Consider the following 19545-nt stretch of genomic DNA (forward strand, 5'->3'; position numbering starts at 1 on the left):
AAGGCAAATGCCTGTTATTACTGACCCGAAACTGCTGATCCCGCAGAGGGCAATTCCGGCTCTGGCGGCAGAGGTACAATAGTCTGGAGATACTCACCAGCCTCTTCCGCCCGTGCATAGCGAGCGGGCATTAAATTGGCAAGCTTGCCAATACTTTTATCAATCCAGGGGTTATAAATACCGACGCCCAGCAACTCGACATTCTTCTGGTGAACAGAAATGGCTTTTTCCTCGAAGGGGTAAATCTGCTCCTCCAATGCCAACTCATACTCTTCCAGCTCCAGGGCATTCAGGTTGGTTGGACGTTCAGAGTCCTTCAGGGCCACGCTAAAGTGGAGATAAATTTCAGCCAGGTAAAAGGTTGCCGCAGCGGTCACATCGGCCACCTGATAATCAATCAGGTCAGTAAATGCACGGGTGGCTGCTTTCATACGCTTGCGCTTGAGATTGAGGCTTTTCTCGATAGGCGCAACCAAATCCACCTGGGTGAAAGCCTCAAAGCTGGGTTCAGCCAATAGCAGGGCCGCATTACCTGCGAGATAACGGGTGCGGTCGCTGCGCTGGGAACCACCGCGGGACTCAACTTTCACCAGTTCACGAAGCTCTGCCATATAAAGCTTTTGATTCCCGGACACTTTGTAGATATCGGCAATTTTCTGGCGGGTCTCCAGCGCCGGCTCCATGGGTTCGGGGAAATAATCGACGTAGCGACGCAAAACAGACAGCGCTTTAGCGCTATCTTCTGCCGCTGCGTAAAGATCTGCCGCCTGGGTTAAGGCCTCACGGCGTATTTCATCGTCCTCGGATTCCCGCTCAATACGCTCAAATTCCGCAGCTGCCAGCAACAGCTCACCGCTCTCCTGGTAAACCACTGCCAACTTCTTGGTGACATTTTTCGCCAGCTCATGCTCCGGGAAGTGACTGCGGAAGTTATTCAATACCGTTGCCGCTTGTACCCAATCCTTAAGAACGATCAATGATGCGGCAGCATCGTACTCCGCCGTAGCCAGAATGGTCGCGCCAGGTGCAGCGCCTCGAATACGCAGGAAATGGCTCGCTGCGGTTGCATGATCCTCCTGCTTACGGGCCATATCACCCTGCTGGTAGATGGAAGCCGCCAGGTTATCTACCAGTCCCGCCCTATCCTTTGCATCCTGGGCAGTCAGCGTCAAAGTTTCACCGTAAGCGATTTCTGCATCCGCAAAGGCCGCAGTATCGAAAGAAGCGTGAGCCACCAGCAGCCAGGCAGAACGTCTAATCTCCTGCTCCGCAGCGGGGAACTGCTCCAACAGTGATCGACCATTGGCGATTGTCGGGGCATAGTCTTTTAACCCGTAAAGATCCTCCACCGCTCCGAGCATGATCTGAGGGGCTTTGGCATGTTCAGGGAATGCGGCTGCAAATGTCAGCGATGAACGGATAATTTCCCGCAATAGTGGTGCACGCTGCTCATCCGTTGCATCTTTTAAGTTATTAGCCAGGTGTTCGCGATAAGCGTAAACCGCTGCGTAGCCTGCTTCGCTGGAATCCTTATGCGCAGGGTATTCATAGGCCGTGCGCTCATACTCCAGAGCTGCACCATGGAAATCCCGGTTTTCCAACATCAATCCGGCAAGCTGATAATTGATTTCCGGTGCGCGCTCAGTTTCCCGGAAAGAATCGAGATAGCTGCGATACCAGTGAATCGCCTCGCGATAATTCTCGGCCTTCTTGTCTTTTAACTTCTTATTCTGGTAAGCCGCATGGTAGTGTCCGGCGAGGTCGATCAGGTTGGTCTGCAGGAAGGCAACCACCTCTCCGTATTCATTAATATCAAAGACAGTCCAGTAATCGGCATTAAGTGCATAAGTAGTGGCGAAATCCTTCTTCGCTTCCAGCACCAGTTTGGGGAAGCCGCCTTTACTGTAGATCTCAATAACACGAATTGAGAAATCCGCAGATACTCTGTGTAACTGGTTTCGATCAACAAACGCAATATAGGATTTTGCCGCATCCTGGTAGCGACGCTTCTCCAAATAATATTCACCCAGCTGGCTGTATACCCGGAACTCGTATTCTCTATTGCCCTTGCGGGTGAAGTAATCGACAACCGAATCAGGGCCTTCCAGGTAAGAAAAGCTCAAGCTGACCACACGGAAAGTATCGTCAATATGCTTGCGCTCGCCCTTATTGTTTTGCTGGTCGAAGTCATATCCCTGGGAGACTTTGTAATCCAGCATGGCGATATAGTCATCCAGGGCCATTTCATACATATCCTGCTTAAACAGCGCCCAACCGCGTTTATACAGGGCAAGCTCGTAAAAACTGGATATCACACCAATATCGATAACTTTTCCGTAGGACTCTTCCGCATCGAGAAACTTCTTGCGGGTAAAATAGTATTCGCCCAACCGGAACCAGGATTCATCGATATGTCGCGAGTCCGGATAGTTGGCCACCAGCTGGCGCAATACATCCACCGCTGCGTCAATCTCTCCCGCCTCTTCATAAGCCCGGGATAACTGATACATCACCTGGTCGTTGCGGTGATACAGGGGGTACTTTTGCAGCAATTTAATATAGAGATCGATGGCCTCGCGGGCATTGGCTGACATCATCTCTTCAGAATCAACGCCCGGCGCTTCAAGCGGGGTTTCATCTGCAGCTATTTCTATGCTGCCACTAGCCCGGGTTTCAAACTCCTCATCAGACTCGACAACCCCTGGGGCCTGCGCCTCAGTCACTACCGGCTCTACCTTCGCCACCGGCGCTGTCGTCTCTGGAGCATCCAGGGTATTTTCAGCCATAGCTTCTGACGCATCGACAGAGATCACCGCCCCGCTTCCAGCAGCAACTCCAGCAAGGTTATCGAATTCTGCATCTTCAGCGCGGTGTGCCTGCTTGATTTTCAGGTCGGCAATCCTGCGCATCGCCTCGGGGGTCAGCTTGGATTCAGGGGTTTCCTGCAAGTACTTCTGGTAGCTGGCCAGTGCCTTCTCCAGGCTGCCATCAATATGCTCTTCCTTAATTTCTACTTCGACATTTTGGAGGCTGCCGATGGTCTTACCGCTGTTTCCCGCACAACCCCCTAGCACTATAAGTGCAGAGAGAAGACCGACGGCACGATTGAGAGATTTACCAGCTTGAGATTTAGATTTGAGCAACTTACTCACGAATCACCTCCCTCTGCTGATTCTTCTTCCTCCACCGGCTCCATCTCCGCTGGATTCTCCTCAGGGATTTGCTCTTCCAACAGCGCCTTGTGCTGCTCTACCTTAAATTCATCTTCACGCTGCTCCTGCAGCTCATTAGCGCGGTCGTAGCTGTCTGCCAGAGCAAAGCGGGCTTTGATTTGATAACTCTCCAACTGCGCGCGACGGCGTTCCAACTCGGCAATTGCCAATGCCTCAAGCATGGTGCCCTGGCGGGCCATCAGGGTTTTCAGTCGCCGTTGGGTTTGCTGGATACGCGCGCGCAAACGAGTAATATCGCGGTCGTAACCGGTATAGCTGTGAGTTGCCGCCTGGCGACTGCGCACAAAGGAGTCGTAAACAGACTGGAGACTTTCGATCTCTTGGTTTAATTCCGCCAGGTGTTTGTAGGCCTCGGTCAAACGCTGGTCGTACTCAAAGGAAAGACGCAGGTCCAATACACCTTTGAGCCGCTGAACCCGCTCCAAAGTAGTTTCAGTAAAGCCCTGGGGATGCTCAGCAATTTTTCCGCTAAGTTCCAGGAGCTTCAATCGCGCCTCCTGCTCTTCGGCGGTTGCCAGGTATTCTGGGCGGCGGGAGATCAGCATCTGCTCTATACGACTGGCAAACTGATCGCGCTGCTCCATCCGCAGCTTGATACGGGCGTCGAGCTCCCGGAATTGCCTGTCCAGCTCCGGCAACAGGGGCTCGTAATAGTTGCGGCGAATACGAATAATATCTTCGTAGGCTGTCAGGCTTTTTAGCCACTCTTCATTGCGCTCATATAAATCGTTGAGGTCGCGATAGTTACGCAGAAATTCCTGATAGTCATTGGACGCCATCAGGTCGAGTAAGTAATGGGTCTCGGGGGCTTCCGGTAAATTGCGCAAGGCCACTACCCAGTTCTGTACCTGGGTAGCCTCTTTACGACGCAACGCCTCAAGGAACTTACCTTTGCGAATACTATGAATAGACTGAGTGAGGGTATCAATCTCGCGCCCGAACGCGTCTAATGCGCGGCCGTAGTTAATTGCAGCGGTACTGTGGACATCCAATTTGCCATAGGCATAGGGCACCGCCAACATGACCTCTTGCACTGGCTCACTGGTGCCTTTGCGGTCTTGCAACAGTTTCCAGGGCACCAGTGCCCGGTCATAGCGACCCGCGCGGGCCTCTACCCAGCCAGCACCCAGCAGCGCCCTATTTGAAAAAGGGCCATCGAGGTTTACACGATCAAAATAGGGGCGCGCCATATCCAGCTTGCCCAGCTCCATTAAATGGGAGCCCAATAAGAGGTTGGTTTTATCGTAAAGGGCCTGCAGGGCCGCCTCTGAACTGCGCTTTCTTCCCAGTGCAGTCAACTCCAGAACACCGCGCTCCTCTTCTCCCGCCTTCAGTTGGGCAATACCCAAATTGAAGGAAACAAAGCCCTCTAGCGACTCTTCACCCTTCAGGTCTTGCAGCAGTTCTACGGCCTCCTCGAATCGACCGAGCTGCATATAGACTCGAGCACGCAAAAACTGCTCATCTGCACGGACCCTCTCGGGAACCCGCCCATCAATCATTTCCAGGGCGTGTAAGGCGTTGCGCGGCTGTTGTTTGTGATAGTGAATTTTTGCCAGTCGATACGCGGCTTCATTGCGCACCGGCTGGGAAACATTTCCCTGCAGTACAGCCTCAATAGCCCGCCCGGCCTCCCTGTGCATTCGGTAGGACAATTCCAAGTCACCCACCGAAAACTCAGCTTGCCCCAAGTGCGCACTGAAAGGATCGAGTTCGGGCTGATCTAAGCGGTGATACTGAGCAAGTTCTGTGTCCAGTGCCACAATCGCATCAAAATAACTTTCCTGATGGGCATGAAACATTGCCGCACCGAAAAACAGGTCTTTAAGTTCTTCCTGCGGTTCAGTCGCCGCTGCAGCGGGGAGAGCAGCCAAAGAACAAAGGGATAGAGCACCAAGCATCACCCTGGTTTGACAGGACAACACATTTACCAGGGACCTGAGCATGATTACCAGTCCTTGAAGTTTATCGTGGACTCGGTTCCCAGAACCTTAATCTCGACAAATTTAGGACCCACTGCCTTCTCTACAGTGTAGGAAGCTGTGGCTCGATACTCTTTTCCTGATGGGGTTTTACCGAGAAAACTAACCTCTAATGGGTGCCCACCCACTTGCACATTGCCAGTGTATATTTTTTGTACCCCACCTTTTTGCAGGGACTCAATTTCCCGGTAGGTATAGAGATGATGGGCAACTAATTTGCCATTCAGTGTGACCTCAACCGACTCCAGCTCGAAGGGCTTTTCATCAGCCACCGAGACAAAAAGAGCTACCTGCGTATTAGAGGGGAATAAGAGCTTTTCCTCCAGCTGTGACAACTCAGCAGTGAGATCAATAACATCTTTCTTAACATCCTGGATCTGCTCATCCAGGCCACGGATATCATCTCTATCAATAGTCTGAGCATGCCCAGTACTGGCCAACAGAAAGAAAAGTACAATCTGAAGAATTCTGAACATGTGGCCTACCTCCGACCCAACCCTAAACTATCAATTCCTGTCAGATAATCTGGAACAGGACCGCAATAAACCCAGGCACAACAGAGCCTTGAGCTGCGGCATTGTATTGAATAGAGGGTTAATCAGATGTGAGGAAATTCAAATCTCACAAAAACTCAAAGAATGGATAAATTTTGAAAAAAGCACTTCCAGCAAATAAAAGAGATCTACAGCACAAAAGAAGTGAGACGCACTTCACTTGCGATCAAGAAAGCTCTCCGCTTTGGCTCTCTGGCCTACCGATCACAAAGAACATGCAAACAATCAAACCAACCAAGGCTAGGTAAGCATTTACTGTAAAAGCTCTATCTATACCCGAAGGTATATCTGGAGCGAAGGCAATGATTGTAGCATTCATACCCAAACCAACCGCACCGCCACCAATTTTAAACATATAGAGGATAGCGCCTGCCAAGCTGGCACGGTGAGGTTCCACCACCGTAATACCCGCAGTCGTACTGGATGGATTGAACAGCCCAATACCCACTCCCAACACGACCAAGCCCGGACACATATCCAGAAAACCCGTGTCCGAAGTCAGGTTCGAGAGCATGAACATTCCAACACTCATCCCCAAAATACCTAATGAGACGAGTAATTTTGGTCCAGCTAGCTCATAGAAGCGGCCGGAGATAATAGCAACCAGCCCCGATACGACCATTAAAGGGACCAAAGATAAACCGGCCTGAAATGCTGAGTAACCACGAAAATTCGCCAAAAATTGGGGGACATAGAGAATTGCCGATAGGAATACTACCGAGATTAGGAGTGTCGTAACACCTACCGCTAGGAACTTCCGGTTCTTTGCAATATCAGGGGGAATCAGGGCATCTTTACCAACTCGATACTCCACGATGGTAAACAGGCAGAGCAACACCAGGAACACAACGATCAGGCTGATAACCACAGGATGCTTGAAACCAATTTCCGCGGAAACATCCAGTGCAAAAAGCAAACAAAATAGCGAGGTGCATAATAGTAGCACACCGAAGAAGTCTATTTTTTCCTCGGTGTCACGAGGTTTATCGGGGGGCACTGCCCACCAACAAGCCAGCATTGTTGCCAGAGTGAGGAGAATATTAACGAAGAAAATCCATCGCCAACTGAAAAAATCTGCGAGCACCCCACCCAAAACTGGTCCAGCTGCATTCGCTAACCCACAGGTGGCCATCAGGATACCACCCGCCAACCCTGACCTTTCATAGGTCAACAAATTAAAAGTCATTGCCAAAGTGGACGGCCACATCAATGCCGCACCCACTCCCATCAATGCGCGGGATATCAATAACATCCACATATCCATTGCCAAGCCACCCAGCACGGCAAAGAAAACGAATATTCCCGCTCCAATCATAAATACTCTGCGGCGGCCATAGATATCCGCCAAGCGGCCACCGGTTATGATGAAAACACCAAAAACCAAGGCGTAGCCGTTAATGATCCACTGGGAGCTAGTTATGTCTGCATTGAATTCTCTTTCGATGGCAGGTAGTGCGGGGGCAAAAGCGGTATAGTCATTACTAATAAGGAAGGCCGCGAGAACTAATGCAGCCAACCCCAAGTACTGATCTCGTGTAATTTTGCCGCTCTGTTTAGCCATACTGCGTAATTCACTCGACACCCGAGCCGCTCAGGTAATCCTTCAGAACCTAATTAGCTTGCGATATATTTTTAATACTCCCGCCTAGAGCCTAGACCACTCGCTCATTTACACGCCTTTTGACTAGTCAGTTTTCACTGTGGATACGGATCATCATCTGCCTTGTAACTGGCAGCTCATATCTTATGCTTAAAGGACATCCAAGCACCGGAAAATTGAATTAGTGATTGGATAGCCTACTGAGCCCCCTAAGATCACGCTAATAGATGAGATTAGTAAATGCATAAGTTCATTGTGCTTGTCTTGGTTCTGTTGACTTCTTCTACATTCGCCCAGGGATCTACGGTGAACGACCTAAAAGATTTCCAGTGGAAAAACCGCATTCTATTACTGAATATCCCGGAAGATCCCAATAGCACAATCAATGAATTACTCAAGTTAGCGCCGCAGTTTGCAGAGAGAAACTTGATATGGTTCCTATTCTCTAACGACACCCTTGAGACTAACTTTCCCGGTAAAGTCACAGACAATTTTGCTAAAAATGTACGGGAAAAATATCTGCAAGGACCAGCAATGCAAGTACTTCTTATAGGGAAGGATGGGGAAGTAAAGTATAAAGCCGATAAATTCTCAGCCGTCGAAATTTTTCAACGTATCGACAGCATGCCCATGCGACGCAATGAGATGCAGCAAGGATCTGCACAGTGAACAATTATTGAACATCCACAATCTGATAGAGAATTTTTGTATCCTCCAGTATTACTGAGGAATCCCAGAGTTAGATTTCCCTCAGTTAATTACGCTTCGGCCTTCTTTGCTCACCAGACACCCTTTCCAGCTGGCAACTTTTAACAAACATAGACATCTTTGCGCTAAAGTACGCTATTAGCCTTGCGAACATCTACCCAATGGAAATCAACCTCCAATGAGCAAAAGAGCCATTATCCTCGGAGCTACGGGCCTTATCGGTGGCCATCTCACAGAGCAACTGGCTGGTGAAGAAGTCTTTGATGAAGTACTTACCCTCACTCGACGCCCCAAAGCCACTGCAAGTCAAAGAATACATAATCATATTGTCGATTTTGATCGATTGGAGGAGGCTGCCCCTCTTTTTCAGGGAAATACTCTATTTTCCTGCCTGGGAACCACTCGCAAGCAAGCCGGCAGCCTAGCCGCCCAGTACAAGGTTGACGTTGAATATCAATACAAAGCGGCCCAATTGGCAGCGGAGGCGGGGGTCAGCCATTACGTACTGGTTTCATCCAGCGGGGCCAATGCCAATAGCGCCAGTGCTTACTTACGTATGAAGGGTGAGCTGGAAGAGAAAATCAAGAAACTTCCATTTAAGCGCATCAGTATTCTGCAACCCTCCCTACTTCTCGGAGATCGTGCAAATGCCCGCCCCGGTGAGAAAATCGGAGGCACCCTCCTACCAGTAATTTGTATGCTGCCGGGGCTGAGACGTTATAGACCCATTGAGGGGCGTGAAGTAGCCAAAAAAATGGTTTATTTAAGTCGACAAGAACGAACAGGGATTGAGACCCTGCGTTTGGATGAGCTATTCAATGCTTAAGGAGCCTCCGAGTAATTCTACAATGTCCCTGCGGGTCTGGGAGGCTCCTTAAACCCCAAAGGTTAAATTCGGGAGCTTAAAACAAGTAAATCGCTCCCGAAAATTGCGGTTATTCTTTTATCTTAATCCCTAACCAGTGCGGGTATTGAGTCAAAACAATAAGGACAATTGCATCGTAGACTGCGTGCCAAATTATTACTCCCAATAAACTTCCGGACACTTGGTAAACCACTCCTAAAACCACACCAATTCCCAAAGTCAGAAAGAAATTGGTCCACGATGAGAAATGAAGTAGCGCAAATGCAATTGCGGAAATTAGTAACCCCAACAATGGCGAACTAAGTTCTGACAACCAGGACTGTAAAAAACCCCGAAACAAAAGCTCTTCACAAATTCCGACTACAATAGAAATCAACAGCAGTTGAAAGAAAGACAATCGCGAAAATAGCGGAATCAGGGCGATCGATTGACGCCGCATTGACTTGCCAAGGGTCGTTTCTGAGCGAGTTAACGACAACATCACACCGTAGGTAGCCATAGCACCAATGATGCCAATTATTACTTGCAACCCTACACTTTCACCAATGATCACTACCTTGAGTGAAGTCAGATAAAAGCCCAGAAGGGCCAGCAACAAGCAAACAACCTGAGTGCCAATTAATAAAAGAAAAACTGGTGGATTCCCTTTTGTTTGGTCAACAGCATCCATTTGTGACCGTCCTTTTTATTAGTAGTTTATCGAGGTAGTCGAGTGGCTCAGTACCTAAATAGACTGCCTTAGGATTCCGTTCCAACTAGAAACCACATCGAAATTCAATCAGCCGAAATAAGCAAACCCGCCATCGGCAATAATCTAACAGAAAATGATGACAGGCATAATCCTCCGCCAACAGCTTATCTCTATCCGTTTAGTTTGACGCCAGACAGCTTATCCCCTTTGAAAAACTGCCTGACTTTAGCCGAAAAGCCAGTCACAGTGCTATGCTCGACAATATCTCTGGAACCGGATAGCTCGTAGAGACTACCCGGTTTCCAGCCCTCTTATCAGTAGATTGTCTTGCAAAGAAACTACACAGCAACTAATTCCAACCATGACACAAGAAATCATAGGACTGGGCCAGCTGCTGAAGGATATTGAGGAGAAAAGTCAGGGGCAGGAGAAAATCTCCATCCAGCATGTTATTGAGGCTGTGGGGCTTCGATCCTTTGCCCCATTCCTTATCCTTATCGGGTTGATCCTGTTTTCCCCTCTGAGCGGTATTCCCGGAATGTCTACCGCGATGGGCGTATTGCTACTACTGTTTGCCCTACAACTGCTGATGAAGCGCAACTATATCTGGCTTCCACAGTGGTTAATCAACCGCTCCATATCAAGCGAGAAGCTGATGGATGCCCTGCACTGGATGGAAAAGCCCGCCCGATTTGCCGACCGCTGGATTCAGCCACGGATGGATTTTATCGTGCGCCGATATGGCACCTACGCTATTGCTGGAACCTGCATTTTTATTGCATTGACCCTGCCAATAATGGAAGTAATCCCCTTCTCTGCCTCAACTGCTGGTCTCGCTCTCACCATTTTTGGGCTATCGCTGGCAGCTCGAGACGGACTCTTAGCGCTTATTGCTTTTATCCTAACGGCCTCCCTGGTACTAGTGGTGATCGTTGCCGTGATCTAGGAGCCCGCGAGTAACTCCGTAATATCTCTGCAGGTCTCCAGACCAAAGCTGGCTACTTACCCTCGCTTTAAGACTTGATTTTTTAATCCGAGCAAATGGGGAAAGTGCACTATGGCGAAAATTGCCAAAAGGTCGTATACCGCATGCCAAACAATCGCCCCCACCAAGCCCCCGGACATTTGGTAGAAAATGCCTAAAATAAGCCCAATCATAAAGGTAAGGAAGAAGTACACCCAGGAAACACAGTGCAGTAATGCGAATATCAGTGATGCACCCAATAAACCGAGGAATGGCGTACTGAGCTGGGAGAGCCAAGACTGTAGAAAACCGCGAAACAACAGCTCCTCACAAACACCCGCAGCTAAAGCAACCCATACCATCTGTGGTGGGGACAACTTGGAAAATAGCGGAGTCAATTGAGTACAGTGGAGCCGCAGCATTTTCCCAAATAGCGTCTCAGAACGAGCCAATGTCAGTACTACCGCAAATGTGACAATAGCGCCTAACAATCCCAACAGCAGTTGCAGCCAAACCGTATCACCAATAAATGAAACTTCCATTGGCACAAGGTAGAGACCCAGAGCCGCAAGCAATAGACAGCCCAGTTGAATATCCATTAAAAAAAAGAAAACCGGCAGGCTGCGCCGTGCCGGACCAATCGCTTCCATTCCTGATTTTTCCCTTTGCCTATTGATTTCCTGAGCCTCTGACAACCTTCAAGCTCGCTCGCCCATCCGCAGAAATCATCAATTCAGCCACTCCTCCGTCCCGCAGTTGTTTTTCCAGGTCCAGGGCTTTTTCCTTCGGAGCAAAGTAGGCTTCAATACCGTAGCGAATCCGGTAGCTATCTGATGAATTCCAAAAATTCTGGCCTGCTACCCGCCCTCGAACAAAGACTCCGCCCTGTGGTTTTTCAAGGCTGACAGAGGCGCGTTCATACAATCCGGATGGCCCTTTTTCTAAGCCCACATAAACCACCTCTCCCTGACGCAACCGTCCCTGCCCTTTAAACAAGGCTTTATCTAAAGTGGAAAAGGGGTAACTCAACTGGGCATAGTTACCCCGAAATAATGAGCGCGGGTCTACAGGAACAGTTTTCACTGAGACAGGCTGGCCCGTCCACAGCGGCATTTGAGCCTTAATATACATTCCTAACAGTATAAAAAACTGCACGCCAATGGCGGCAACCAGGCCAATCACAACTCTACGTTTCATCGCAAACTTCCCCCCGCCTGGTGATATTTCCAATACTTGGCTGCTGCCAGCAATAAAACTGCGAAGAGAATAAACAGGAGAGCAGCACCTATATAGTCGCCAATCAAGTCAATATAGCGCAGCAGAGCCGTCAACAGGACCGCCATAACTCCGAGGAAGAAGTAGTGTGAGATACCATCGTGAATACCCCTGAAGATCAACCAGATTCCACAGGCAATCAGGGCGAAGTTTGTAAAAATTTGTAACCAAACTGCGTAGTCACTGGAGCTGGCATTTGTTACGAACGCAAGTACTGCCGCAAAAACACCGCACAACCCCAGCCCGAATAGCAACCTCTGAGACAGCAGCGCCAACACTATCGACACAGCAGACATAGTCCCCACTACCGCCCACATAGAAGGTAGGTGACTCCAGGGGGCTTCTATCATCTCCTCCCAGGGATATTCAAAGCTAAAAATCAGTAAGCCAATTAAAGTAAACCGAAGGCACCAAATAGAGATTACTGCTGCGTAGTCCTTGGCTACCGCCGACGGGCGAGTTGCCAACCAATGGGCAAAGCAATACATCAGGATAAAGAGTGAGACTGCAACAGCAAGGTTCTCTGGATAAATATCCGCACTAAATTTCCCATCCTGCAAACGCCAAAATTCTGACAGGGAAAATTCCAGCCAAAAACCTAAGCCAAAGATAAAGGTCAGCAAGAGAATCACGCTCGCACGACCACTTAACAGGATATAGAGGGCCCCCAGCAAGAAAATTGGGAACAGGGCGGGGTAAAAGCCTAAACTCGACTCCAGGAAGAACCAAAGCAAAGCCAAGAGCAAGGACTGCTCTGCGATCCACGGGCTGCGGGTAATTAAAGCAAATGGCAAACTACCCAGTGCCCACCAGAAAATACCATCTGGCATATGCTCGCCCAAATGGTATATCTGTGCGATCAAAATAATCGCCGCACCAAAAAACAGGTTGCCCAACAAGAACAAGCCCTCTCCGGCTTTCCTGTCTCCAGATAGGTAAACCTTAAACGCCACTCCCTGGGTCACCAAGGTCAAAGCGATCAGCCCCCCCATTCGCAGCGCTCTGGGGATTTCCTCCCAATTGGCCCCAATCAATGTAATCACCGCCAGCCCGATAAAGAGATAGGCCAACCCAATCAAAATACGATATCCAAGTGTTCTTTCTTGCGCCCGGTGGTAATCCACTTCATAGCGGGCACAGATCTGCTCAGCCTGAGCTTCACTGATCACACCGTCTTCAACCCAATCTCCGGCCTCGCGGGCCAGATCATGCTTAAGCAACCGAATCAATCGCATAGATGCGCCTTGTGAAAAATTACCCATACCCGATGAATGGGTATTAATACTTTGGTCCCGAGTATCCCCGATGTAACCAGCGACCTCAAATTGGTACGGATTGCAGACTAAATTATCGCCAAGCTGCCTAGATAGCAGAAAACTATCTCAGATATTTAAATTGTTAATTTCTATTATTGATAATCAGTCAATAGCATAAGCGGCATCAAAGTTAAGAGCCAGGCACCCAATAAGGAGCTAACCATGTCCCGCTATATCGAATCCGAACTCAAGCCGTTTAACGCCAAAGCCTACCAAAATGGCGAATTTCACGATGTAAGTGACTCTGACGTCAAAGGTAAATGGGCCGTATTCTTCTTTTACCCCGCCGACTTCACCTTTGTATGCCCCACTGAATTAGGCGATCTGGCAGACAACTATGAAGAGTTTAAGAAGCTGGGTGTAGAGATCTACTCAGTCTCCACAGACACTCACTTCACCCACAAGGCCTGGCACGATTCCTCTGACACCATCGGTAAGATCCAGTACCCGATGATCGGTGATCCTACCGGTACCATTACCCGCAACTTCGGTGTAATGATTGAGGAAGAAGGCATTGCCGACCGTGGTACTTTCGTAATCGACCCGGAAGGCCGTGTTCAAATTGTGGAAATTACTGCTGGCGGTATCGGCCGCGATGCCAGTGAGCTGCTGCGCAAGATCAAAGCTGCTCAGTACATCGCTGCTCACCCCGGTGAAGTTTGCCCAGCAAAATGGAAGGAAGGTGAGGAAACCCTGGCCCCCTCTCTCGATCTGGTAGGCAAAATTTAAGACTTCCCAAGCCCTCACAGGATTGGAACTGGCCTTGCCCGCCCTTTTGGCGGGCATTGTCGTTAATCAAATATTGCTAATCCGTGTTAATGGCTTCTTTGCTTCGCAATAAGTGACAAAAGCAAGCAACATACAACTCCTCCCAAGAGGAACACAGGAACTACAAAGATTGCGGTTTGTATTCCGTAACTTTCGTCTAACCATCCCACCAAAGCATGGGCCAGAATCAAGAAAATTCCCCCCATACCTAAGGAGAATGAAACTGTAAAAGGGGGATTCTTACTACAATGTGTCAACCATTCCATGGCATAAGGAAACAAGTAGGATAGTGTCAATCCACACACTGGGAACCATAGTGGGCTCACCCAGTAGCCCAGAGAAAATACGGCTGCTGTCGATAAAAAGGAGACTACCAACCAAAAAAAAGCACTTCCCTTCAGCAGGATAAAAGTGAAGGCCACTCTCCCTAAACAAAGCAATCCGAAAAAGATTGAAAGCAAAATATCCGCCTCAACGGCCCAGTGCCCTCCCCTAGCTTCAAGAAACAGCACCATCCTACTCGCCAATATATGTTCAGCGCCGTTGTAGGCAGAAACAATAAACCCACCACCAATTGCGATCCACCACTCTTTCGGTTCTTTATCTCGTTGGCTCGCCTCTTTAAAGGCGCCAGGGTTAAAAGAACTCCCATTTTTCCTTAGTTTTCCTTTTCTTCTTATTAATCCAGACAAGATAAAAAATAATATGCTTGCAGCTATCCCCCCAAACAAATAGAAACCGCCCTCCCATCCAAAGTGAAATTTATATAACAACCCAGGTAACAAAGGAGACAATATGGAGGCAACCCCATAGGTACTATGTAATCCACAATAACCTTGACGAGTTAAGTTTTCAGGCACAAAAAGGGGGATTGCCACATTAATCAAAACCATGCTCCCTCCGGCACCCAAACCAAAGAGGAAGCTGCCCAGAATAAGCAGGGTAAACGAGTACAAATATCCAGAAATACCTGAAAGTACCGACCCTACCCCCATAAACACTACGAATAATGCTAACCCAGAGATCACTCTGATTTTTTTCACCCAGAGAGCCCCTGACAAAGTCATAAGTAAGGCAGAAAAAGTGGACAGGAAGAAAAAGGTGGAGCCTTTTGTTGGGGAAACAGAAAAAAAATCTAAAATTTTTGGATAAATTGGAGCTTTATAGACCTCCACAAAGCCCAGTAAAAATAGAGCCCCATAGCATGACAGCAATCCAAACCAATAGATGTTGCGCTTCACGCAGCCCTTCTTTTGATATATTGATCACACTCTTCAATCATTCGGATTGCTTGTATAGAGTCGGCAAGAGGAAGATCCGGTGATTCAATTAAGTTTTTCTCAATGCATAACTGAACAGCCTGTGCCTCATAATAAAGCCCTTCAGAATTTGGATAATTAAACCTGCCTCTTATTCTCGGTAATGGGAATTCGTACAACTTAGTCTCATTATCTGTCCTTCGATCACCAGTGATCCGCGTCACTGACACCCTAGTTGGACAATGTGCCGGGGCAAACACTTTTATCCGCCCTTCTGTGCCATAGATTTCCAACTCTTCCGCACCCTCAACCAGATGACTCCAGGAAACTACAGCTGTTGATCCACTATCGAAGTGCGCATAAATGAGTCCGGCGCCATCCTCCTGGAAACCGTAGTTATCCAGCACCCCAGAGAACTCCAGGTCTGATATCCCCCTACCCAATACCATCAGCGCCGTGTGGACAGGATACACACCGGCATCCATACCAGCTCCCACCTTCCATTTTGGAGACTGCAACCCTTCATCCTTACGCAGGTCAAAGCTCAAATCTGCACGAAGCTGGCTTACCTTACCTATATTTCCAAGACTAATAATATCTCTACAGTATTTAATAGCAGGGAAGAACCTCATCCACATCCCTTCCATGCAAAACAGCTGTTTTTTATTGGCAAGCTCTTTAATCCTTACAGCATCCTCAACTGTTAACGCCAGAGGTTTTTCAATAAGAACAGGCTTACCTGCCATTAATGCTAATTCAGCATGTTGTCGGTGTAACTCGGGGATAGTTGCAATATAGACAATGTCAATATCAGGATCAGAAACAAGTTCCAGGTAACTGCCATAAGCCCTACTTGCTCCATAACTATTCGCAAACTCTCTCGCTCTATTAAAATCCCTGGAAGCTACAGCAAACACTTCTGAGGAATCCAGGTAGTTGAGGACTAATGCAAAATCATTTGCTATTCTTCCACAGCCTATAAATCCCCAGCGCAGCCTTCCCAAAGGTAGTTTTTTAGCGCTTTGATGACTGGTCAAGTCTAATTGCTTAGGTAAATACTCCTCCTCTGCTATTTCATCAGGATCCAATATGAGCTCTGGATGACGAGTAAGCCTTTCTTGCAGGTCATACCAAGCGCTTTCCAGATAGTTCGCCTCTATCTTATTGACCCAAATACAGTTTCCTAGCGGGGCTGGGAGAGGCGCTCGCAAAGTACCGGAGCGATGAATCGAGATCTGTTTTATTGCCGTCTTGTATACATCCAGGCTCAGCCCTTTGACACTAGCTGCAAGTCCCAGCTGCACGTAAATTCCAAACAGTAACTCAATGTCTGCCTTGGATATCAATCCCATTTTTTCAGCTACCAGCGAAGTAAACAGGCAATCAATGCCCACAGCTTCACCATGCATCAACCTAAAAGCCTCATCACGCTCCAACCAGCGGGATAACGTATGTCCAAAGTCCATTGGTCTGGATAAGTTCTCTTCTTTTAAGTCTCCCGCAATACTATCCAGCATGGCATCAATACAATTTATCAGCAGTTTATAGGATGCATCTCCCGGCAGGCCATCAGGTTCTAAAAAACTATTTTCCAACAGAGTGGCACCCTGAGCTGACAAGGTATCGAGCACATCCTTATTGAATACCACTCCAACCTTAATCATTTCACCAATCGCACTTTTTAATACCCGCTGTGGATTAGTTTTCAAGAAAGAGGGATCAATAATGGTATGCAAGGGACAATGAAAAGCACCAATCCCATTCTTAATATTGTGGTTCACACTGACTTTAATGCCGATAGAGGAGTCAATCATTCCCATTAGAGTCGTTGGAATACGTATCCAGGGTGTATTCCGTCGCCACACCGCACTGACAAACCCAATCGTATCGGTTACCGCCCCTCCGCCCATAGCTAAGATTGGCTCCCTGTAACGAAGAGGATTTGCCTTCCATATCTCATCAATCATACTGATAAGACTATTAATATTTTTTGACTGTTCGCCACCCTTCATAACTATCGGGATGAACTCAATCCCCATGGACTCTTGCCACTCGGTAATACCCTTCCCATAGAGTTCCCATACCTTGTCATCAACACAACAAATAATTCTGTTCTGCGGCGGTCTTAGAAGTTCTATAAGGAATTTATTACCAGGATTAAAGAGTCCATGGTGGTACCAGATTCTTTGGTTTGTTGGAGCCTGACAAATAGTATCTGAAATTTGTACGATAGAATGATGGCTTTCATCTTCTCTTAATTGAGCCTTAATACTGGGCTCTATCGCTGCAGCCAATTCGAGAACACCACATGCATGAAGCAGTCGCGGCAGGCTCAAGTATTTCTCATCATCGCTATCTAGAATGGATTCAATAAACAGCCGCTTCAGATTGTAATAATCTCGCTCAAACAAGTAGCAATACCACATCCCTCCCTTTTCTTTTCTAGTAAGCTCAAGTGCCCGATCAAGCACATCTTCCATGGCCTGCCGAATAAAAACAGGGTCGCCTCGAAGGCCTTTTCGCATCACTATGCAATTTTCTACGCCTTCACAACGGGTAGCCAGAAAAGAGAAGCTTACTCCTAGATTAGTTTTTAGCGTGAAAGACAGCTTTTTGAAGTCCTCGATATCACCGAAGCGCTTCTGCACGGTTTCATCTCGATTCACTACTACATCAGTAATGTTGTGAGGAGCAAGATTCCACTTTGCTATACAGAGTTCAAGTTCATGGCAACACTGGTTGAGCAGCATACCTTCGGAATTTTGCCTAAAGATGCTTTCCAGGTTGGCTTCCGGATGCGGGTTGTGATGAATAAATCCCACGCTCCTGGACTTCAACTTCCATTGCTCGTTAAGCCTCTCGGCTCTATCCACGTAATTTGCGATATGCTTTTGATAGCCAACAACAACATTTACATTGTTTCTGTCGGCGATCCTTTCCATTTCACGCAGCTTTTCCAGCGAGTCTGCACCAGGTTTTTCTAGGTATATATTCCTATATCCTTTACTAATTACCGATTCAAAAACCCCCTTCGCGTGTGGAGTCCTCACCGAGATAACAACCAAATTTTTTAAGGAGGGATGCGCATCAGGTATTTGCTCCACCGAGGAACAAGTTTTGAAATCGCCATACTGAGCTTTTAGCCTTGCCATCTCATTTCGGAAAACCATCCCTTTTTTAGATGACTCGGCATCCCTGGAAAGCCAATACTCTTCAACAATCGCATCTACCACTACATTTCGCATATTCATTAGCTGAGACAAATGCAGCCATCCGATTGACTCCCCAGGCAGACCGACACCAACCACCGTGACATGCACCACATTCTGATTCATAGCGGCAACATTTAACCTCACATCCGCTGGCACTACCCAGATCGTCAGAACCGGGCTCGCACTTCTAACTTATTGCTAATGTGCGCTGATTTACGACTCAACTCTTTTTTGATGCCTGAGGGTATAGACCGCGATCAACACTTCTATATGTCGTCTTTGCGGCTCAATAGACATCAGGATGCGCCGATAAGGTTTCACCTAACGGCTGTCGCTTTGCCAAAGCCATTAAATAGCGGCTAAACACCCAATCAATCAAATAGCCAACAGCGATTGCCAAAAGCTATCACACGCATTTACATTAATAATTTTTATCAAAGAGCATCGACCGATAGTATAGATCCCACTTCCAAACAACGACCAACAAGACAGTGATGAATAAGGAGCTATCCATGTCACGTTACATCGAATCCCAGCTGAAACCCTTTAGCGCCAAGGCTTATCAAAACGGCGACTTCTTCGATATCAGCGACGCCGACGTTAAAGGCAAGTGGGCCGTATTCTTCTTCTACCCCGCAGACTTCACCTTCGTCTGCCCCACTGAGCTGGGCGATCTGGCGGACAACTATGAAGAGTTCAAGAAGTTGGGCGTTGAGATCTACTCCGTATCTACCGATACCCACTTCACCCACAAAGCCTGGCACGACTCTTCCGACACCATCGGCAAAATCCAATACCCGATGATCGGCGACCCCACCGGCACCATCACCCGCAACTTCGGTGTGATGATCGAGGAAGAAGGCATCGCCGATCGCGGCACCTTTGTAATCGACCCCGAAGGCCGTATCCAAATTGTCGAGATCACTGCCGGCGGAATCGGCCGCGATGCCAGCGAGCTGTTGCGCAAGATCAAAGCTGCCCAGTACATCGCCGCTCACCCCGGTGAAGTCTGCCCGGCCAAGTGGAAAGAAGGCGAAGAGACCTTAGCCCCCTCCCTAGATCTGGTAGGAAAGATTTAACCCAAATACCTCTGACCCGGCCCATCAAAAGGTGGGCCA

General features: G+C 48.2%; 15 protein-coding genes. 5 read left to right on the forward strand and 10 right to left on the reverse strand.

Annotated elements, in window-relative coordinates; all coding sequences use genetic code 11:
- Nucleotides 1-17: 17 nt before the first annotated feature.
- The 4 genes from ACJJIM_RS12490 to ACJJIM_RS12505 form a co-directional block, all read right to left on the reverse strand.
- Nucleotides 18-3152 carry a tetratricopeptide repeat protein gene (locus ACJJIM_RS12490; protein WP_444911121.1) on the reverse strand — a complete coding sequence of 1045 codons (3135 nt, stop codon included), beginning with the start codon at nt 3150-3152 and terminating at the stop codon, nt 18-20.
- A complete protein-coding gene (locus ACJJIM_RS12495) occupies nt 3149-5179 on the reverse strand; it encodes a tetratricopeptide repeat protein (protein ID WP_444911122.1) in 2031 nt (676 codons plus the stop codon). Before ACJJIM_RS12495 ends, ACJJIM_RS12490 begins: the two co-directional genes overlap by 4 nt.
- Nucleotides 5180-5181: 2 nt before the next feature.
- Complete coding sequence (locus ACJJIM_RS12500) at nt 5182-5691, reverse strand: hypothetical protein (protein WP_282932151.1); 510 nt, start codon at nt 5689-5691, stop codon at nt 5182-5184.
- Between the two features lie 244 nt (nt 5692-5935).
- On the reverse strand, nt 5936-7330 hold the full coding sequence (locus ACJJIM_RS12505; RefSeq protein WP_444911123.1) for an MFS transporter: 1395 nt from the start codon (nt 7328-7330) through the stop codon (nt 5936-5938).
- Between the two features lie 279 nt (nt 7331-7609).
- Here ACJJIM_RS12505 and ACJJIM_RS12510 point away from each other — a divergent pair, with 279 nt between their 5' ends.
- A complete protein-coding gene (locus tag ACJJIM_RS12510) occupies nt 7610-8038 on the forward strand; it encodes a DUF4174 domain-containing protein (protein ID WP_444911124.1) in 429 nt (142 codons plus the stop codon).
- A gap of 217 nt (nt 8039-8255) precedes the next feature.
- The gene (locus tag ACJJIM_RS12515) at nt 8256-8903 is read left to right on the forward strand and encodes an NAD-dependent epimerase/dehydratase family protein (RefSeq protein ID WP_444911125.1); all 648 of its coding nucleotides are present in this window, start codon (nt 8256-8258) and stop codon (nt 8901-8903) included.
- Nucleotides 8904-9012: 109 nt separating this feature from the next.
- On the opposite strand, the gene ACJJIM_RS12520 is transcribed toward ACJJIM_RS12515, so the two are convergent.
- On the reverse strand, nt 9013-9612 hold the full coding sequence (locus tag ACJJIM_RS12520) for a CPBP family intramembrane glutamic endopeptidase (RefSeq protein ID WP_413662573.1): 600 nt from the start codon (nt 9610-9612) through the stop codon (nt 9013-9015).
- A 382-nt stretch (nt 9613-9994) separates the two neighbouring features.
- Between ACJJIM_RS12520 and ACJJIM_RS12525 the strand changes: the two genes are divergently transcribed.
- On the forward strand, nt 9995-10579 hold the full coding sequence (locus ACJJIM_RS12525) for an exopolysaccharide biosynthesis protein (RefSeq protein ID WP_282932146.1): 585 nt from the start codon (nt 9995-9997) through the stop codon (nt 10577-10579).
- A 56-nt stretch (nt 10580-10635) separates the two neighbouring features.
- Here the strand turns inward: ACJJIM_RS12525 and ACJJIM_RS12530 are convergent, their stop codons facing one another.
- Genes ACJJIM_RS12530 through ACJJIM_RS12540 form a run of 3 tightly spaced genes read right to left on the reverse strand, consistent with a single transcriptional unit; the run spans nt 10636 to nt 13107 of the window.
- Nucleotides 10636-11247, reverse strand: coding sequence for a CPBP family intramembrane glutamic endopeptidase (locus tag ACJJIM_RS12530; RefSeq protein ID WP_413662574.1), 612 nt, complete (start codon nt 11245-11247; stop codon nt 10636-10638).
- A 19-nt stretch (nt 11248-11266) separates the two neighbouring features.
- Complete coding sequence (locus ACJJIM_RS12535; RefSeq protein ID WP_444911126.1) at nt 11267-11794, reverse strand: GDYXXLXY domain-containing protein; 528 nt, start codon at nt 11792-11794, stop codon at nt 11267-11269.
- Nucleotides 11791-13107 (reverse strand): DUF2157 domain-containing protein, encoded by a 1317-nt coding sequence (locus tag ACJJIM_RS12540; protein ID WP_444911127.1) that lies wholly within the window; start codon nt 13105-13107, stop codon nt 11791-11793. The genes ACJJIM_RS12535 and ACJJIM_RS12540 overlap by 4 nt, the downstream gene beginning before the upstream one ends.
- A gap of 243 nt (nt 13108-13350) precedes the next feature.
- Here ACJJIM_RS12540 and ahpC (ACJJIM_RS12545) point away from each other — a divergent pair, with 243 nt between their 5' ends.
- Entirely contained in the window at nt 13351-13917 is a 567-nt protein-coding gene (gene ahpC / locus ACJJIM_RS12545) for an alkyl hydroperoxide reductase subunit C (RefSeq protein WP_413662577.1), read from the forward strand.
- 86 nt (nt 13918-14003) lie between these two features.
- Here ahpC (ACJJIM_RS12545) and ACJJIM_RS12550 read toward each other — a convergent pair whose 3' ends face one another.
- Together ACJJIM_RS12550 and ACJJIM_RS12555 are read right to left on the reverse strand one after the other, a co-directional pair.
- On the reverse strand, nt 14004-15197 hold the full coding sequence (locus tag ACJJIM_RS12550; RefSeq protein ID WP_444911128.1) for an MFS transporter: 1194 nt from the start codon (nt 15195-15197) through the stop codon (nt 14004-14006).
- A complete protein-coding gene (locus tag ACJJIM_RS12555; RefSeq protein ID WP_444911129.1) occupies nt 15194-18550 on the reverse strand; it encodes a Gfo/Idh/MocA family oxidoreductase in 3357 nt (1118 codons plus the stop codon). The genes ACJJIM_RS12550 and ACJJIM_RS12555 overlap by 4 nt, the downstream gene beginning before the upstream one ends.
- 389 nt (nt 18551-18939) lie before the next feature.
- Between ACJJIM_RS12555 and ahpC (ACJJIM_RS12560) the strand changes: the two genes are divergently transcribed.
- Nucleotides 18940-19506 (forward strand): alkyl hydroperoxide reductase subunit C, encoded by a 567-nt coding sequence (gene ahpC / locus ACJJIM_RS12560; RefSeq protein WP_413662579.1) that lies wholly within the window; start codon nt 18940-18942, stop codon nt 19504-19506.
- The last annotated feature ends 39 nt before the right edge of the window (nt 19507-19545 follow it).

The organism is Microbulbifer maximicatervae (SeqCode) (genome assembly GCF_052467615.1).

What these genes read in the sequence shown, in the direction of transcription:
- ACJJIM_RS12495 (WP_444911122.1), bottom strand. Translation starts at nt 5,179, where the DNA reads ATGCTCAGGTCCCTGGTAAATGTGTTGTCCTGTCAAACCAGGGTGATG.
- ACJJIM_RS12500 (WP_282932151.1), bottom strand. Translation starts at nt 5,691, where the DNA reads ATGTTCAGAATTCTTCAGATTGTACTTTTCTTTCTGTTGGCCAGTACT.
- ACJJIM_RS12505 (WP_444911123.1), bottom strand. Translation starts at nt 7,330, where the DNA reads ATGGCTAAACAGAGCGGCAAAATTACACGAGATCAGTACTTGGGGTTG.
- ACJJIM_RS12510 (WP_444911124.1), top strand. Translation starts at nt 7,610, where the DNA reads ATGCATAAGTTCATTGTGCTTGTCTTGGTTCTGTTGACTTCTTCTACA.
- ACJJIM_RS12515 (WP_444911125.1), top strand. Translation starts at nt 8,256, where the DNA reads ATGAGCAAAAGAGCCATTATCCTCGGAGCTACGGGCCTTATCGGTGGC.
- ACJJIM_RS12520 (WP_413662573.1), bottom strand. Translation starts at nt 9,612, where the DNA reads ATGGATGCTGTTGACCAAACAAAAGGGAATCCACCAGTTTTTCTTTTA.
- ACJJIM_RS12525 (WP_282932146.1), top strand. Translation starts at nt 9,995, where the DNA reads ATGACACAAGAAATCATAGGACTGGGCCAGCTGCTGAAGGATATTGAG.
- ACJJIM_RS12530 (WP_413662574.1), bottom strand. Translation starts at nt 11,247, where the DNA reads ATGGAAGCGATTGGTCCGGCACGGCGCAGCCTGCCGGTTTTCTTTTTT.
- ACJJIM_RS12535 (WP_444911126.1), bottom strand. Translation starts at nt 11,794, where the DNA reads ATGAAACGTAGAGTTGTGATTGGCCTGGTTGCCGCCATTGGCGTGCAG.
- ACJJIM_RS12540 (WP_444911127.1), bottom strand. Translation starts at nt 13,107, where the DNA reads ATGCGATTGATTCGGTTGCTTAAGCATGATCTGGCCCGCGAGGCCGGA.
- ahpC (WP_413662577.1), top strand. Translation starts at nt 13,351, where the DNA reads ATGTCCCGCTATATCGAATCCGAACTCAAGCCGTTTAACGCCAAAGCC.
- ACJJIM_RS12555 (WP_444911129.1), bottom strand. Translation starts at nt 18,550, where the DNA reads ATGAATCAGAATGTGGTGCATGTCACGGTGGTTGGTGTCGGTCTGCCT.
- ahpC (WP_413662579.1), top strand. Translation starts at nt 18,940, where the DNA reads ATGTCACGTTACATCGAATCCCAGCTGAAACCCTTTAGCGCCAAGGCT.